The sequence below is a fragment of the Massilia eburnea genome (assembly GCF_050709955.1).
In the GTDB taxonomy this organism is placed as follows: domain Bacteria; phylum Pseudomonadota; class Gammaproteobacteria; order Burkholderiales; family Burkholderiaceae_D; genus Rugamonas; species Rugamonas eburnea_A.
This window is the reverse complement of the sequence record NZ_JBNZFX010000016.1, coordinates 59511-73921: the sequence shown is the minus strand read 5'-3', so window position 1 is coordinate 73921 and position 14411 is coordinate 59511. Positions and strand designations below refer to the sequence as shown.

Genomic DNA, 14411 nt, shown 5'->3' with positions numbered 1-14411 from the left:
GGCAATGTGAAGAGAAAATGAAGAACAGCCAGCTTGACCCGCTTGGTCCTTTATGGACAGGGGCCGCCACCGCCATCGCTTCGCTTTACGGCCTGTGGCCCGCCATGGAATGGCTTCGTGGACCGGGGCAGCAAGGCGAGAAATGGTTTGTGCTCATGTTCCTGGGGCCGATCATGTTCTTTGCGGTGATGCTTCCCGCCACCGCGATTCTTTGCATGATCTATAAGCGGATCGAAGAGGCGATCAGGTACACTGCCTCTGTGGTGCTGGCCGGCTTGTTCCTTGGCTTTGTGGGCGTGCCCGGGCTGATAGGGCTGACGGTGGTCGCCGTCGCCTTCTTTCTTGCGTGGTCGACTGCGCGCAAAGATCAGGCCATTGCGCAAGAGCGTGATGACTTCGAAGGCGAAGCGCAACCACGCGACGTTGAAATCGGCCCCGGGTTCCTGGCGTCCTTCCCGGACCCATTGTGGAGCAGGCTGGACCTGGATGATTGCGAAGCGTTGTGGGCGATCGAGGGCGAGCAGGATGGTGCCCCTTACATGATCATTGAAATAAGCCACGACCAGTTCGGTCTGATGGCGAATGACCACTCCCAAGCAACGACCACTTTCTTTCTTGCCACCCATACCCGCGTCGATTGCTGGTCGGCAGGTGACATGGCAACCGCCTGGCTACCATGCCTGGGCCGACGAAAAGTATGTCTACCTGGCCTTGCCGGGCAAACAAGCCATGCCATCCAACTGGCGGGCGACGCTTGCCAGCACGTTCCACACGGTGGGCGCCTTGCAGCAACGCAGTGCCGGGGCAGGGCGGGCACGTGCTGGATCTCGACCCTATCGTGCGGTTGGCGGCGGCTTTGTGGCCCAGGCCATGCGCTGTGCGTCGTTGCTGGCAATGGCTTCATTATTGCTGTGGGGCGCGCTTGCTCCACTATTCGGATGGATCGAGTATTCGGTGGAAGCTGTCAAGACGGTTGCCGCTGTACCTGCTGGGTAGCCTGTTCTGTTTTGGCGGCGCCGGCTACTATGCGATACGGGCACGCACCTGCTGGCTGCACGCATCCGGACTGAGGGCAGTCATCGCCCGCCGCGATACCCACGGCGAGCGATGACGTTACCGATGACGGCCTGTGTGCCGCCTGCGCTTACATAGCGTGTGCTTCTTCGCCGAGGCGACCGGCGCGGAAATCCTCGACAGCCTGGAAGATCTCGTCCCTGCGAGTTCATCACGAATGGACCGTACTGCACGATCGGCTCATTCAGCGGCTTGCCCGACAACAGGATGAAGCGGCTGTCAGGGCCGGCCTTGATGGTCACGCCATCAGCGCCAGCGTTATTGGCCAGGATTGCCATGCTTTGCGCAGGAACTGCCTTGCCATCCACCGTCACCTCACCGCGATAGGTGTAGATGAAGGCGTTATGGCCTTCGCGGATGGCCTGGCTGAAGCCTTCGCCAGCCGCCAGTTCCACGTCGATATACAGCGGTTCCGTCACTTCGCGTTGCACGGCACCCGCCACACCTTGGCTTTCACCGGCGATGACGCGCACAGTCGTCCCGCTTTCGGTCTTCACTACCGGGATTTCAGCTGCTTCGAAATCCTTGTACCAGGGCTGCTGCATCTTGTCCCTGGCAGGCAGGTTAAGCCACAGCTGGAAGCCTTCCATCAAGCCTTCCGCCTGTTCCGGCATTTCGGAGTGGATCACGCCGCGACCGGCCGTCATCCACTGCACGCCACCGCTGGATAGCAAGCCTTCGTTGCCGGCGCTGTCGCGGTGGCGCATGCGGCCGGTCAGCATATAGGTGACCGTTTCAAAGCCGCGGTGCGGGTGGTCGGGGAAGCCGGCGATGTAGTCGTTGGCTTGCTCCGAACCGAAATTGTCCAGCATCAGGAAACGGGTCGAGGCGACGCTGCAATGGCTGGGTCAACACGCGGTTGATCTTCACGCCAGCGCCATCCATGACGGCCTGGCCGCGGATAATCCGTTCCACTGTGCGGGTTTGTGCGATGTTGTCCATTTTCGTCTTTCCTTTGTTGGTTAAGCCAGCAGTTCTTCAACGCGTGCATCGGCAGCAGCTTTCTGCTGCGCGGCCACTTCCGGACCATAGCCCTGGCCTTCGATGAACACGTATTCCACGTCGGTCAGGCCGATGAACGCCAGGAACATCTTCAGGTGCGGGAACTGGGTATCAGTTGGCGCATCTTTGTGCATGCCGCCGCGCGAGGTGGCGACATAGACTTTCTTACCTTGCAGCAGGCCGAGCGGACCGTTTTCGGTGTACTTGAAGGTGACGCCGGCGCGCGCAATTGCGTCGAACCAGGACTTCAGCTGCACCGTGATGCCGAAGTTGTACATCGGCGCGCCGAGCACGATCACGTCGGCAGCCTGCACTTGGGCGATCAGGGCGTCATCCAGGGCCACGCGGGCAGCTTGTTCAGCGCTGCGCTGGTCGGCCGGGGTGAACAGGGCCTGCAGGGTCGATTCGTCCAGCACCGGGTGCGGGTTGGCAGCCAGGTCGCGCACCTCGACGGTGGCGCCTGGGTTGACCGCCAGCAGCTTGTTCACGATATTGGTCGCGACGCGGCTGGATTCGGAACCGGAGCTTTTTGCGCTGGAGTTGATTTGCAGGATGTTCATGGTGTGCTTCCTTTCAGTATTCGGTTAAGTGCTGCGATGGAGTCACTATAGCGGTTCCATATTTGCTCCAGAAGCCATTAAAATGGATTACATTGTTCCAATAATGGAACGTGGAACCTCAAATGACTGAAATTGACCCCAGCGACTTGCTGTTATTTGCCCGAATCGTCGAATACGGCAGCCTGAGCCAGGCATCCGAGCGGCTGCAACTGCCCAAAATCCACGGTTTCCCGCCGCCTGACCCAGCTAGAGGCGCGGCTGGGCGAGCGGCTGTTGACGCGCACCACGCGCAAGCTGGTGCTGACCGAGTTGGGCGCCAGTCTGCTGGACCATGCGCGCCGGGTGGCGGAGGAGACCGAAGCGGCCGGTGCGTTGGCCCAGCACCGCCAGCAAGCGCCAAGCGGCTTGCTGCGGGGTGTCGATGCCGGCCGATTTTGCCAATGTCTACCTAGCGGCGATCCTGCCTGCTTTCATGGCCAAATACCCGGCCATCAAGCTGGAACTGGACCTGTCGCCGCGCCGGGTCGACCTGGTAGCCGAGAACTTCGATATTGCGATCCGCATGGGCGCGTTGCCAGACGACGCCACGCTGGCGGCGCGCAAGGTGCTGATTTCAACCTGGGGCCTGTACGCGGCAACGTCATACACCGTGGTGCACGGCTTGCCCGAGCATCCGGATGATCTGTTCAAGCACGAGCTGTTAAGCCTGCGGCCCCATGCCGAATGGACTGGTGCGCTGGACGCTGACACGCGGGAAGTCGACTTGGGAGCGCGATTTGCCGGTACGGTTGATGGCGAATTCACCGGAGCTGCTGACACGTATGGCAGCTACCGGCATGGGCATCGCCACCTGTACGACGCAGTTTGCTGCGCCGCTGGTGGCACGCGGTGAACTGGTGCGCGTGCTGCCGGATTGGTGTTTCCCCTCAGGTCACCGGATGGGCGGTTTTTCCCGGCCGCCGCCTGATGCCTGCCAAGACGCGCGTCTTCCTAGATATGCTTGAGTCAAACGTCAGGGACGCTTCATAACTGCCTTCCCACCGGCCAAGCGTTGTATGAGATTGTCCGGAAAGCTCGTTCGAGTCCGACGGTTAGCGCCCGGTTGGGGGATGCCCGGGAAATTGTTGGTCAGAAGAAGCTTGCGGGACAACGATGACCGTTGGTGCCGGCGCAGCAGTTGTTTGGGTAGCACGCGGCATGGCATTGTTCATCAGGAAGGCGACCAAAGTCGTGTAAAGCAAGAGTGCCGTGGCGACAATGCCAGCACACCATTTCACCGTGTCGGCCGTCGTTTTGTGCAGCTCGGCGCGCAATTCGTTAAAGCGAGAGTCGATTTTTGCTTCCAGCGCCGCTCGGGTCTCACCCACGGCGCTGTCGACCTTTTTGTCGAGGCCGTTGAAGCGCGCTTCAAAGTATTCTTTATCGCTGGTTGTCATCTCGCCCCCGTCTGGCCAGTTTAGACCAAAGGGAGGCTTCGTATATTTGCGGCACGTCAAGCGCCGTAAGAATTACTTGAGGTTGGCCATCAGCTCGCCCAGGCGGACCGGGCCGGCAGGTTGCCATTGATCGTTGAAGTGCAGTGTGTCTTTCGGGAACAGCATGACGACGGTGGAGCCGAGCAGGAAGCGGCCCATCTCTTCGCCTTTCTTGAACACGTACTCGTTCTTCTTGTAAGTCCACTCGGTGACCTTTGGCAGGCGCGGCGGGGTTAACGACGCCATGCCAGGTGGTGGCCATGCTGCCGACGATGGTGGCACCCACCAGCACCATCACGAACGGGCCGAAGGCGGTGTCGAACTCGCACACCACGCGCTCATTGCGCGCGAACAGGCCCGGCACGCCGCGCGCGGTCGTCGGGTTGACGGAGAACAGCTCGCCCGGCACGTAGATCATGCGCTTCAGCACGGCATTGCACGGCATGTGGATGCGGTGGTAATCGCGTGGGCTGAGGTAGAGGTTGGCGAAGCTGCCGTGTTCGAAATGTTTGGCGAGCGTAGCATCGCCGCCGACCAGGGCAGTGGTGCTGAACTTGTGGCCTTTGGCTTGGAAAATCTGGTCGCCTTCAATCGCGCCGAACTGCGAAATACGGCCATCGACCGGGCACACGAAGTCGGCCTTGGCCAGCGGGCGGGCGCCCGGCTTCAGCGCGCGGGTGAAGAATTCGTTGAAGCTGTGATAGCTGGCGATGTCCGAGTTGGCCGCCTCGTCCATGTTGACGTCGTACTTGGTCACGAACCAGCGGATCAGGCGGGTCGTCATGTCGCCCGCTTTGGCGCCTGCCACGCGGCCAGCGAAGTTGGTCAGGGCGCCTTTCGGGAGCAGGTATTGCGGCAATACGGCAAGTCGGGACACGGTCGGCATTCCAAAGATTTGAAGATCCCGAATTATATCCTTGCTACCGTCTGCACCATAGGGTACAGTTGCGGCCAAGAATTATTTATATTTTTTGCAACAATGATTCGCCTGACACTCGCAGCAGCCGCCATCCTCGCCGCCACCCAGGCCATGGCCGAGGAGCAGAAACAGGAACCCGTCCAGAAGGTCGAAATCAAGGGCGCGGCCGAAACCTATAACCCTCGTAAAGACGATACCGCCAGCAAGATCATCGTCAGTAGCGATGAGCTGAAGCGCTACGGCGACACCTCGATCGGCGACGCGCTGAAGCGCGTGCCAGGCGTGTCGGTCGGCGCCGGCGGCCGCGATATCCGCATGCGCGGGCTTGGCAGCGGCTATACCCAGATCCTGCTGAATGGCGAACGGGTGCCGCCGGGCTTTAATATCGAGACGCTGGCGCCGGACAGTATCGAGCGCATCGAGGTGATCCGCGCGGCCAGCGCGGAGTTCAGTACCCAGTCGATCGCGGGCACCATCAATATCGTGTTGAAGAAGGCGGTCAAGACGGCGCAGCGCGAGCTGAAATTCGGCGTCAGCCACAGCAAGGAGGCCACCAATCCGAATGGGAACCTGGTCCTGTCGGATAAGGACGGCAATTTCTCCTACTCGGTCAACCTGGGCGGCGGCCGCTACGAATTCGACCGCAATAGCATCAGCGCCGAAGAATTGATCGACCTGACCGGCAAGCCGCAAATGGATCGCCGCATGCTGACGCATGACCGCGGCCACGCGCGCGGCCTGGAACTGTCACCGCGCTTGAATTGGAGCCTGGAGAACGGCGACACGCTGACCTCGCAGTCTTTCATCAACCGCAATATCTTCAAGAGCGCGATCGATCGCAACTACGACGTCGCTATCGGTGCTGCACCGTTCTTCGACTCCGTGCATATCAAGAACGAGAACAAGAGCCTGTTCGGGCGTTCGGACTTGAACTGGGTGCACAAGTTTGGGGAAGGCGCCAAGCTGGACGCCAAGATCGGCGGCCACCGCATGCGCAGCAACGGCCGGTGGTACGAGTCCGACGCACATGAGAATTCCCCCAACCTGCAGCACGATGTATTCAGCGGCGTGCGCGAGTGGGGCGTCAGCAGCACCGGCAAATATTCGACGCCGGTCGGGACCGACCACTCCCTGGCCGCCGGCTGGGATGCCGGCTACACCGACCGCGACGATTGGCGCAACCAGCGCGACCTGTTCAGTGCCACCGGTGCACGCGACGACAAGGACGAGGGCTACCACGCCACACTGCGCCGCCTGGCCGCCTACGCACAGGACGAATGGAACATCAGCAAGGCATGGTCGGTCTACGCTGGCTTGCGTTGGGAGGGCATCCATACGCAAAGCTCCGGCGCTGGCTTCGACCCGGTCAGCAACCGCAGCAGCGTGTGGAGCCCGCTGGCGCAGACGCTGTACAAGCTCCCCAATGGCAAGGACCAGTTGCGTGCCGCGTTGACGCGTACTTACAAGGCGCCGCAGGCGTCCACGCTTTCCGGCCGCCGCTTCACCGCCACCAACAACAGCCAGATCGAGACCGACTGGATCGGCAATCCGCAACTGAAGCCGGAACTGGCGACTGGTATTGACGCCTCGTACGAGCATTACTGGGCGGAAGGCGCGCTGTTCAGCGTGGCCGCAGCAGCGCGCCGCATCAACAATTTCACGCGCCGCAGCGTGTTCCTTGACGATACAGGCCGCTGGGTTGCGACGATGACCAACAATGGGCGGGCCGATGTGCGCAGCATGGACGTGGAATTGAAATTCCCCATGAAGGCCGTGATGGAAAAGGCACCGGCGCTCGATGTGCGTGCCAGCGTAAGCCGAAACTGGTCGCGCGTCGATTCCGTGCCGGGACCGCACAATACCCTGGACCAGCAAGTGCCGCTGACGGCGATCTTCGGCCTCGATTACAAAACCCCGGACGGCATCTGGAGTATGGGCGGCAGTTTTAACCTGCGCACCAACGGCGAAGTTCGGGTGGAGGAAAATCGATATAGCTGGGCCACAGTATCACGCCAGCTGGATGCCTACGTGGCGTGGAAACTCGATAGCAAGACCCAGTTACGTTTCTTCGCATGGAATTTGCTGAAACAGGATTACCGGTCGAAGACTATCTACAATACGGATAATGGTTCGCTGGCCTCTGAGCAGACCAGTTTCGGCGTGCGGAATATACGCCTGCAGCTTGAGACGCGCTTCTGAAAGTAAATAGTCTCGGTTTACCGCGATTTAATAGAAATGAAATAAAAAGCGCCGCCTGTCAAATGTGTGGCGCTTTTTTTTTAATATGGTTAAATTATGTAGATAAAATCATCGCAACTATGGTACATTGCAGGGAAGAAATCTCACACATTGTCACACTTTGATTTTTCATACACTTAGGGTAAAGAAAGATGACCACCTACCAAGAATATCAGGCAAAAATTGCCGAACTGCAAAACCTGGCGGCTGATGCGCGCAAATCGGAAGTGCAGAAGGCAAAAGAACAGATCTGGTCCATCATGCGTGAATATGACCTGTCGCCGGCTGACCTCGGCCCAGCCGCCAAGAGCAATAAGCCGGTCAAGCCTCGTGCCCGCGTGCCGATGAAATACCAGGACCCGGTATCCGGTTCCCAATGGACTGGCCGTGGTCGTGCACCGAAATGGCTGGAAGGCAAGAAGAAGGAAAACTTCCTGATTAAATAAGCCGTTCACGGCGAGAGGGGCGGATTAATATCCGCCCCTTTTCTTTTTATACGGCGAGATTATGTCGCGCTTAGCGTTGCGGCCGCTGCTGGCGCCGACACCGAGCGCATTGCATTACCGGGCAAAACCTTGTTGCCCGGCCTGATGGACCTGCACTCGCATGTGCTGCTGCACCCGTATAACGAGCGCCGGAAGCGACCAGCGAGTACTTCCAGAAGCATGTACGGGGCGGGCCGCCGACACCGTCCATGCAGGCCGCAGCGGCCACCGCCGATATAGCGGCCTTGTACCGTGTTGCCTTTGTCATGAAAGGCGGCATTGCCTATCGAAACGTGCGATGATGAAGTATGTCCGCGATCCCCTTGTTCCCGTTGCATACGGTGCTGTATCCGGATGGGTACCTGCCGTTGCAGATCTTCGAGGTGCGCTACCTCGATATGGTGAAGCGTTGCATCGAACATAAGGAAGATTTCGGCGTGGTCGCGCTGGTGCAGGGCGATGAAGTGCGCAAGCCGGAGCAGCACGAAACCTTGTGCGCAGTCGGCACCATGGCGCATATCGGGGAATGGAAGGCCATCTTGCCAGGCCTGATGCAAGTGCGCTGCAATGGGCGCCGGCGTTTTCGCATCGTCTCCGCCGAACAGCTTAAACATGGCTTGTGGATGGCGGACGTATCGCCGATCGAGGACGATATGACGGTGCCGGTTCCTTCCGACCAGCAGGATGTGGCGGATAGCCTTGGCATACTGATCCAGACCTTGCAGGAGCGCGGTATTCCCGCCGGGCAGATGCCGATGCAGGCGCCGTACCGCTTGCAGGAGGCGGGCTGGGTGGCGAATCGCTGGTGCGAGTTGCTGCGCCTGTCGCTGGCGCAAAAACAGCTCTTGCTGGCGCAGGAGAATCCGGTCTTGCGCCTGGAACTGGTGCAGGATGTGATGGTCGAACATGGCCTCCTGAATTAGGCCATCGCTGGCTCTATGCGCGTTCCCGCGCCCCGCGCTACACTGGGCGCATGTACCTTCCTACTGCTTTCGCTGAAGACCGGCTCGAGGTCAAACATGGATTGATCCGGGCGTACCCGCTCGGGATGCTGGTCATTGCTGGCGCCGCGCCTTCTGCGGACCTGGTGCCGTTTGCGCTTTATCCCGATGAGGGCGACGCGGGACTGGGCGTGCTGCGGGCGCATATTGCGCGGGCCAATCCGGCCTGGCGTACCTTGGCTGCCGGCGGAGTCGAATGCCTGGTGGTGTTTCAGGGGCCGGAGGCTTATATCAGCCCCTCATGGTATGCATCGAAGGCGGCTTCCCACAAAGTGGTGCCGACCTGGAATTATGCGATGGTGCAGGTGCGTGGTGCTGCGCGTATCGTTGAAGACGCAGCGTGGCTGCGCCGGCAGCTCGGCGACCTGACGGCGATGCAGGAGAATGGCTTGCCGGAGCCTTGGGCGGTGTCCGATGCGCCGGCCGATTTCGTGGATGGCCTGCTGAAGGCGATCATCGGGATCGAGATTCCGATTGCGTCCATCGCCGGCAAATGGAAGGTGAGCCAGAATCGCAGCACCGCGGACGCGGAGGGTGTCGTGGCTGGCCTTCGCGCCCGCGCCGAGCCGATGGCGGCGCTGGTGGCGGAGCGCATCGAGGCCGAGGTCAAGCCGGACTGAGTTCTTCTTCCTGGGCGTGGACGTGCATCGACCACGTCACGCCGGCGATCAGCAGCACGATGGCCGCGACTTCCAGCGGTCGCGGGAATTGCTGCTTGTAGATAAAGCCGTACATCAGCGCGAACAGGGTCTCGAACAGGATCAACTGGCCGGACAAGGTAATCGGCACGCGGCGGCTGGCGATATTCCACAAATGATTGCCGATCACCGAGGCGCCAAGAGCCAACAGGCTATTGCAGATCCAGAACAGCGTCCAGTCCCGCCCCGATGCCGCGCCGGCGGCGCCAGTCACGTCGCCGTGGAAGATCGCGAACGCGATCCCGCCCACAACAATTGCAATCAGCCCGGTCGACAGGCCATACAATGCCGACCATTCAGCGCTGCTGTAATGCGGATTGCGTTTCAGGTAGCGCGAGTTATCCAGCGTGTACCAGCTCCAGCACAGCAAGGCGCCGGTTGCACAGGCCACGCCGATCATGGTGTTGAGCATGGACGCGCCGGCAGCAGCGGCATGCTGGAACACGTCGATATTGATGCAAAGGATGCCGGCGGCCGTTACCAGCAAGGGCATGGCCAGTTGGCGCAGCGGCACCGCACCGTGGTCATTCCGCCCCATCAGTGTGACAGCGATCGGCAGCACGCCGATGATCAGGGAAGTGGGCGCCACGCCGGCCAGCTTTACGCCCAACGCCAGGAACATGTAGTAGATCAGGTTGCCCGCCAGGGCATGCCGTACCAGTGCGAAATAATCATCGCGCTCCAGACGGCCGACCAGATTGCGCAGGCGTGGCAGCATCAGGACGAAGGCAATCGCGCCATAGGCGACATAGCGGCCGACCGCCATCTCCAGCGGAGTAAAGGCCGACAGCAATTCCGGCACGATGAACACCATGCCCCACATAGCGCCCGCCAGCAGGCCGCACACGACACCAGTCCACATGCAATATATCCCCGTTTAAACCTGCGACAGTTTCGCACAGCTTGCGACATCTTGCTGATTCATGGTCCACATCGACCGAAGCACGGCGCTCGGGCCGCGGGAGCGTTCAGCCTAGCGCGATGAGCGCCGCCAGGTTCAGGACTACGGTGAACCAGAACTTGACGAGGAAAGAGGTCTTGGACGATTTGTGGCGCAGCAGCTGCTGCGCCGCGAAGCCGCCGGGCCAGCCGCCGGCCAGCCCAAGCAGGAGCAGCGTGCGCTCGGGTGTGCGGCGTCGGCCCTGGCGGGCAGCCGACTTGTCGAGCGCATAGGCGATAAAGCACACCGCGCTGGCGACTGCATACAGCGCGGCGGCGAACAGCATCAGAAGTAGTTCAGGCCCAGGGCGACCTTGACTTCGTCGGTAGTGCGGGCAGCCACTTCGCGGGCGCGCATGGTGCCTTCCTTCAGTACCTGCATGATGTAGCCCTTGTCCTTGGCCAGTTCTTCGCGACGCGCGCGGATCGGTGCAAGCATGTCCTGCAACACGGCTTCCAGGCGCTTCTTGACGACGGAGTCACCCAGGCCGCCGCGCACATAGTGGTCTTTCATCTCCTGCAGGCTGGCCTTTTCGGTATCGAAGGCATCCAGGTAGATGAAGGCGACGTTGCCTTCCAGGTGGCCAGGGTCGGACACTTTCAGGTGCAGCGGATCGGTGTAGACCATTTTCACGGCAGCGGTGATTTCGGCCGCACTGGCGCCCAGGTTGATCACGTTGCCAAGGGACTTGGACATTTTCGCCTTGCCGTCGATGCCTGGCAGGCGGCCCACTTCCGGCACCACGGCCTTGCACTCGACCAGGATCTCCTTATTGGCCAGGCGGTTGAATTTGCGCACGATCTCGTTGGTCTGTTCGATCATCGGAATCTGGTCTTCGCCGACAGGAACGATGGTGGCCTTGAAAGCCGAAATATCGGCAGCCTGCGAAGCAGGGTAGGTCAGGAAGCCGGCCGGGATGTCGCGCTCAAAGCCGCGCAGCACGATTTCCTGCTTCACGGTCGGGTTGCGCTCGAGGCGGGCGACGGTGACCATATTCAGGTAATAGAAGGTCAGCTCGGCCAGTTCAGGGATCTGCGACTGGATCAGGATGGTCGATTTGGCCGGATCGATGCCGCAAGCCATGTAGTCCAGCGCCACCTCCACCACGTTACGGTGCACCTTGTTGGTGTCTTCCATATTGTCGGTCAGCGCCTGCGAGTCGGCCAGCATGATGAACTGCTTGTAGTCGTCCTGATAGGAGACACGGTTGCGCAGGCTGCCCACGAAGTGGCCGAGGTGCAGCGGGCCGGTCGGACGGTCGCCGGTCAGGATAATCGGTTTGGCGTTGGATGCTGGCTGGCTCATAGGGTTCTTTCTGCTTGCCCCTACCGATTGCGCCAAGAAAAACGCCACCTGGACAGGGGCGGCGTTGATATTAAAATCACATCACTTTTCAGTGGCCGCGCTATCTCAGCGGCGCCACCAATTGCGGGAAAGCAGATGTGATTGGATAAATTTCATCCCGCAATGGTTACAGTTCAGCGCGGCCCTGTCAAGATGTCCACCTTGGGGTCAGGAACGAATGTGGACATTTCTTGAGAGAACTCCCCTGGCCTAGTAGCGGTTCGGGTTATTCGGACGGTCGTCCTGCCGGTTTGGCACGCCATCGTTGTCGCGGTCGCGGTCATAGCGGTTGGGGATGCCGTCGTGGTCACGGTCGCCGCGTTCCCAGCGGCCGCGCTCCATGCGCCAGCGGCCGTTGTCCGTCTGGGCCCAAGCCGGTTCGCGCCAGTAGTAGCCGTGGCGGGCGCGCACATATTTGCCGTTGACCCAGACGTGGCGATGGCCGTTCCAGCGCCAATAGCCCGGGGTCCAGACATAGCCTCTGCGCGCTTCAGGGATCACTTCTTCGCGTGGTGCCGGTGGGGCAACACGCACCACGACCACATCGGCGCTGGCAACGGGTGCAAAGGCCAGGCCGCCGCCCAGGGAACCTGCCAGAAGGGTGGCAATGAGCAATTTTTTCATGATTGGCTCCTTCCATTACGGTAATAAGGGCTATTTTTGCTGAGGCTGCCACGGCCGTATGTGCGCGCACTAGCTTTCATATCGGCATTGGTTTTCAAGTAATATTGCAAAGTTCATGCCCCATCGGAGTTCCCATGCGTAGCTGCCTCGCCCTGATTTCCCTGCTGCTGGTTTCCCAAGCAGGCGCGCAAACCTCGCCAATGGCGCCGGATATCATGCCCGGTTTCGAGGCGCCACAGGCGCAGGCGGATTACATCAAACGCGTGGTGATGATTCCTATGCGCGATGGGGTAAAGCTCCATACCGTGATCGTGATACCGAAGGGCGCCAGCAAAGCGCCGATCATCCTTACCCGTACTCCGTATAACGCGGCCGGCCGCGCGCGGCGCAATGTGAGTCCATATATGCAGTCCTCGCTGCCGCAGGGGGACGAGGTGTTCGGCCGCGACTTCATCCGCGTGTTCCAGGACGTGCGTGGCAAGTACGGCTCGGAAGGCGAGTACGTGATGACGCGTCCGGTGCGCGGCCCGCTCAATTCCAGCCAGACCGACAATGGCACGGATGCCTGGGACACCATCGACTGGCTGGTGAAAAATGTGCCGGAAACGAACGGCAAGGTCGGCATGATCGGCTCTTCGTACGAAGGCTTCACCGTGCTGATGGCCCTGACCGAGCCGCATCCGGCACTGAAAGCCGCGGTGCCAATGAGCGCGATGGTGGATGGCTGGCGCGGCGACGACTGGTTTCACAACGGCGCCTTCCGCGTCAACACGCTGGACTACATCGCCAGTCAGAATACTGTGAAGGGACGCGGCGAGCCCCTGGCAAAAGGGGCGTACGACGATTACGACGTGGTGCTGCGAGGCGGCTCGATGGGCGACCTGGCGCGCAAGTATGGACTGGACCAGCTCAATTTCACCAAGAAGCTGTTTGAACATCCCGCATACGACAGCTTCTGGCAGGAGCAGGCGCTGGACCGCATCCTGGCCAAACGCCCACTTTCCGTGCCAACCATGCACGTAGTAGGACAGTGGGACCAGGAGGACATCTACGGCACCTACGCGACATACGCCGCCCTGGAAAAAAAGGACAAGGACAATAAGCTGAATTTCCTGGCGGTCGGGCCGTGGCGCCATAGCGGCGTCAATTACGATGGCTCCGCACTGGGCGCCCTGCATTTCACCGGCGACACGGCGCTGGAATTCCGGCGCGACGTCATGCTGCCTTTCCTGACGCAGCACCTGGTCGACGGCGCTCAGCCTGCGGACACGCCACCTGTACTGTTCTACCAGACTGGCAGCAACAAGTGGCAGCACCTGGCGCAGTGGCCTGTGTCGTGTTCAACTGGCTGCGCGTCGGCAGCGAAAGCGGTGTACCTGCAGGATGGCTTCAAGCTCTCGTGGTCGCAGCAGGGTAACGCCAAGGGCTTCGACGAGTACGTGGCCGATCCCGCCAAGCCGGTACCGTTCGTGCCGCGTCCTGTGCGCATGGGCGATGAAAACGTGTGGAAGCCCTGGCTGGTGCGTGACCAGCGTTTCGTCAGCGACCGCACTGACGTGTTGAGCTATGTGTCGGATCCGCTGAAGGAGCCGCTGGTATTGTCCGGCGCGCCGCAAGTGCACCTGGTGGCGTCGACCTCGGGCAGCGATGCCGACTGGGTGGTGAAGGTGATCGATGTGTATCCGGACGAAGTGCCGTCACAAACGGATTTGGGAGGCTACCAGTTACCGCTGTCGATGGATATCTTGCGCGGGCGCTATCGCGACAGTTTCGAAAAGCCTTCGGCCATCCCATCGAACAAGCCAGTGCAGTTCGATTTTGCGCTGCCGCCGGTGAACCACGTCGTGCTGCCCGGGCATCGCGTGATGATCCAGGTGCAGTCAAGCTGGTTCCCGCTGTACGACCGTAATCCGCAAACATTTGTGCCGAATATCTTCCTCGCGTCACCGGGTGATTACAAGAAGGCGACGCAACGGGTATTCCATGGCAGCTCGGTTGAGTTGCCGGTGGTAGGGAAGCAATGAAATTCGCATTGGCCTCCTAGGAGATTT

General features: G+C 60.6%; 12 protein-coding genes and 3 pseudogenes. 7 read left to right on the top strand and 8 right to left on the bottom strand.

Annotated features, from left to right (window positions below; translation table 11 throughout):
* Positions 1–17 precede the first annotated feature (17 nt).
* Entirely contained in the window at positions 18–1070 is a 1053-nt protein-coding gene (locus ACQ4MM_RS09840) for a hypothetical protein (RefSeq protein WP_431477200.1), read from the top strand.
* A gap of 74 nt (positions 1071–1144) precedes the next feature.
* On the opposite strand, the pseudogene ACQ4MM_RS09835 reads toward ACQ4MM_RS09840, so the two are convergent.
* Together ACQ4MM_RS09835 and ACQ4MM_RS09830 are read right to left on the bottom strand one after the other, a co-directional pair.
* Positions 1145–2016: pseudogene (locus tag ACQ4MM_RS09835) on the bottom strand (pirin family protein).
* A gap of 20 nt (positions 2017–2036) precedes the next feature.
* Positions 2037–2636: an FMN-dependent NADH-azoreductase gene (locus ACQ4MM_RS09830; protein WP_431477199.1), complete on the bottom strand. Its 600-nt coding sequence runs from the start codon at positions 2634–2636 to the stop codon at positions 2037–2039.
* A 122-nt stretch (positions 2637–2758) separates the two neighbouring features.
* Between ACQ4MM_RS09830 and ACQ4MM_RS09825 the strand changes: the two are divergent.
* Positions 2759–3665, top strand: a pseudogene (locus ACQ4MM_RS09825) (LysR family transcriptional regulator).
* 62 nt (positions 3666–3727) lie between these two features.
* Here ACQ4MM_RS09825 and ACQ4MM_RS09820 read toward each other — a convergent pair.
* Both ACQ4MM_RS09820 and asd read right to left on the bottom strand, forming a co-directional pair.
* Positions 3728–4072 (bottom strand): hypothetical protein, encoded by a 345-nt coding sequence (locus tag ACQ4MM_RS09820; protein ID WP_431477198.1) that lies wholly within the window; start codon positions 4070–4072, stop codon positions 3728–3730.
* A gap of 72 nt (positions 4073–4144) precedes the next feature.
* Positions 4145–4997: pseudogene (asd, locus tag ACQ4MM_RS09815) on the bottom strand (archaetidylserine decarboxylase).
* A gap of 93 nt (positions 4998–5090) precedes the next feature.
* Here asd and ACQ4MM_RS09810 point away from each other — a divergent pair.
* The 4 genes from ACQ4MM_RS09810 (at position 5091) to ACQ4MM_RS09795 (ending at position 9374) form a co-directional block, all read left to right on the top strand.
* Complete coding sequence (locus tag ACQ4MM_RS09810; RefSeq protein WP_431477197.1) at positions 5091–7229, top strand: TonB-dependent receptor plug domain-containing protein; 2139 nt, start codon at positions 5091–5093, stop codon at positions 7227–7229.
* Positions 7230–7420: 191 nt separating this feature from the next.
* Entirely contained in the window at positions 7421–7714 is a 294-nt protein-coding gene (locus ACQ4MM_RS09805) for an H-NS family nucleoid-associated regulatory protein (RefSeq protein WP_431477196.1), read from the top strand.
* A gap of 347 nt (positions 7715–8061) precedes the next feature.
* Positions 8062–8676 (top strand): LON peptidase substrate-binding domain-containing protein, encoded by a 615-nt coding sequence (locus ACQ4MM_RS09800; RefSeq protein WP_431477195.1) that lies wholly within the window; start codon positions 8062–8064, stop codon positions 8674–8676.
* Positions 8677–8726: 50 nt separating this feature from the next.
* A complete protein-coding gene (locus ACQ4MM_RS09795) occupies positions 8727–9374 on the top strand; it encodes an FMN-binding negative transcriptional regulator (RefSeq protein ID WP_431477194.1) in 648 nt (215 codons plus the stop codon).
* Here ACQ4MM_RS09795 and ACQ4MM_RS09790 read toward each other — a convergent pair.
* The 4 genes from ACQ4MM_RS09790 to ACQ4MM_RS09775 all read right to left on the bottom strand — a co-directional run bounded on the left by ACQ4MM_RS09790 (position 9361) and on the right by ACQ4MM_RS09775 (position 12360).
* Positions 9361–10314 (bottom strand): DMT family transporter, encoded by a 954-nt coding sequence (locus ACQ4MM_RS09790; RefSeq protein WP_431477193.1) that lies wholly within the window; start codon positions 10312–10314, stop codon positions 9361–9363. The two genes, ACQ4MM_RS09795 and ACQ4MM_RS09790, sit on opposite strands and share 14 nt — an antisense overlap.
* Positions 10315–10420: 106 nt before the next feature.
* The gene (locus ACQ4MM_RS09785) at positions 10421–10678 is read right to left on the bottom strand and encodes a DUF1294 domain-containing protein (protein WP_431477192.1); all 258 of its coding nucleotides are present in this window, start codon (positions 10676–10678) and stop codon (positions 10421–10423) included.
* The gene (gene trpS / locus ACQ4MM_RS09780; RefSeq protein WP_431477191.1) at positions 10678–11697 is read right to left on the bottom strand and encodes a tryptophan--tRNA ligase; all 1020 of its coding nucleotides are present in this window, start codon (positions 11695–11697) and stop codon (positions 10678–10680) included. The genes ACQ4MM_RS09785 and trpS overlap by 1 nt, the downstream gene beginning before the upstream one ends.
* A 249-nt stretch (positions 11698–11946) precedes the next feature.
* Positions 11947–12360 (bottom strand): YXWGXW repeat-containing protein, encoded by a 414-nt coding sequence (locus ACQ4MM_RS09775; RefSeq protein ID WP_431477190.1) that lies wholly within the window; start codon positions 12358–12360, stop codon positions 11947–11949.
* Positions 12361–12494: 134 nt separating this feature from the next.
* Here ACQ4MM_RS09775 and ACQ4MM_RS09770 point away from each other — a divergent pair, with 134 nt between their 5' ends.
* A complete protein-coding gene (locus ACQ4MM_RS09770; protein WP_431477189.1) occupies positions 12495–14384 on the top strand; it encodes a CocE/NonD family hydrolase in 1890 nt (629 codons plus the stop codon).
* Positions 14385–14411 lie beyond the last annotated feature (27 nt).

Bases quoted from the DNA above. Each gene is read 5' to 3' on its own strand.
- ACQ4MM_RS09840 (WP_431477200.1), top strand. From the start codon at position 18: ATGAAGAACAGCCAGCTTGACCCGCTTGGTCCTTTATGGACAGGGGCC.
- ACQ4MM_RS09830 (WP_431477199.1), bottom strand. From the start codon at position 2,636: ATGAACATCCTGCAAATCAACTCCAGCGCAAAAAGCTCCGGTTCCGAA.
- ACQ4MM_RS09820 (WP_431477198.1), bottom strand. From the start codon at position 4,072: ATGACAACCAGCGATAAAGAATACTTTGAAGCGCGCTTCAACGGCCTC.
- ACQ4MM_RS09810 (WP_431477197.1), top strand. From the start codon at position 5,091: ATGATTCGCCTGACACTCGCAGCAGCCGCCATCCTCGCCGCCACCCAG.
- ACQ4MM_RS09805 (WP_431477196.1), top strand. From the start codon at position 7,421: ATGACCACCTACCAAGAATATCAGGCAAAAATTGCCGAACTGCAAAAC.
- ACQ4MM_RS09800 (WP_431477195.1), top strand. From the start codon at position 8,062: ATGTCCGCGATCCCCTTGTTCCCGTTGCATACGGTGCTGTATCCGGAT.
- ACQ4MM_RS09795 (WP_431477194.1), top strand. From the start codon at position 8,727: ATGTACCTTCCTACTGCTTTCGCTGAAGACCGGCTCGAGGTCAAACAT.
- ACQ4MM_RS09790 (WP_431477193.1), bottom strand. From the start codon at position 10,314: ATGTGGACTGGTGTCGTGTGCGGCCTGCTGGCGGGCGCTATGTGGGGC.
- ACQ4MM_RS09785 (WP_431477192.1), bottom strand. From the start codon at position 10,678: ATGCTGTTCGCCGCCGCGCTGTATGCAGTCGCCAGCGCGGTGTGCTTT.
- trpS (WP_431477191.1), bottom strand. From the start codon at position 11,697: ATGAGCCAGCCAGCATCCAACGCCAAACCGATTATCCTGACCGGCGAC.
- ACQ4MM_RS09775 (WP_431477190.1), bottom strand. From the start codon at position 12,360: ATGAAAAAATTGCTCATTGCCACCCTTCTGGCAGGTTCCCTGGGCGGC.
- ACQ4MM_RS09770 (WP_431477189.1), top strand. From the start codon at position 12,495: ATGCGTAGCTGCCTCGCCCTGATTTCCCTGCTGCTGGTTTCCCAAGCA.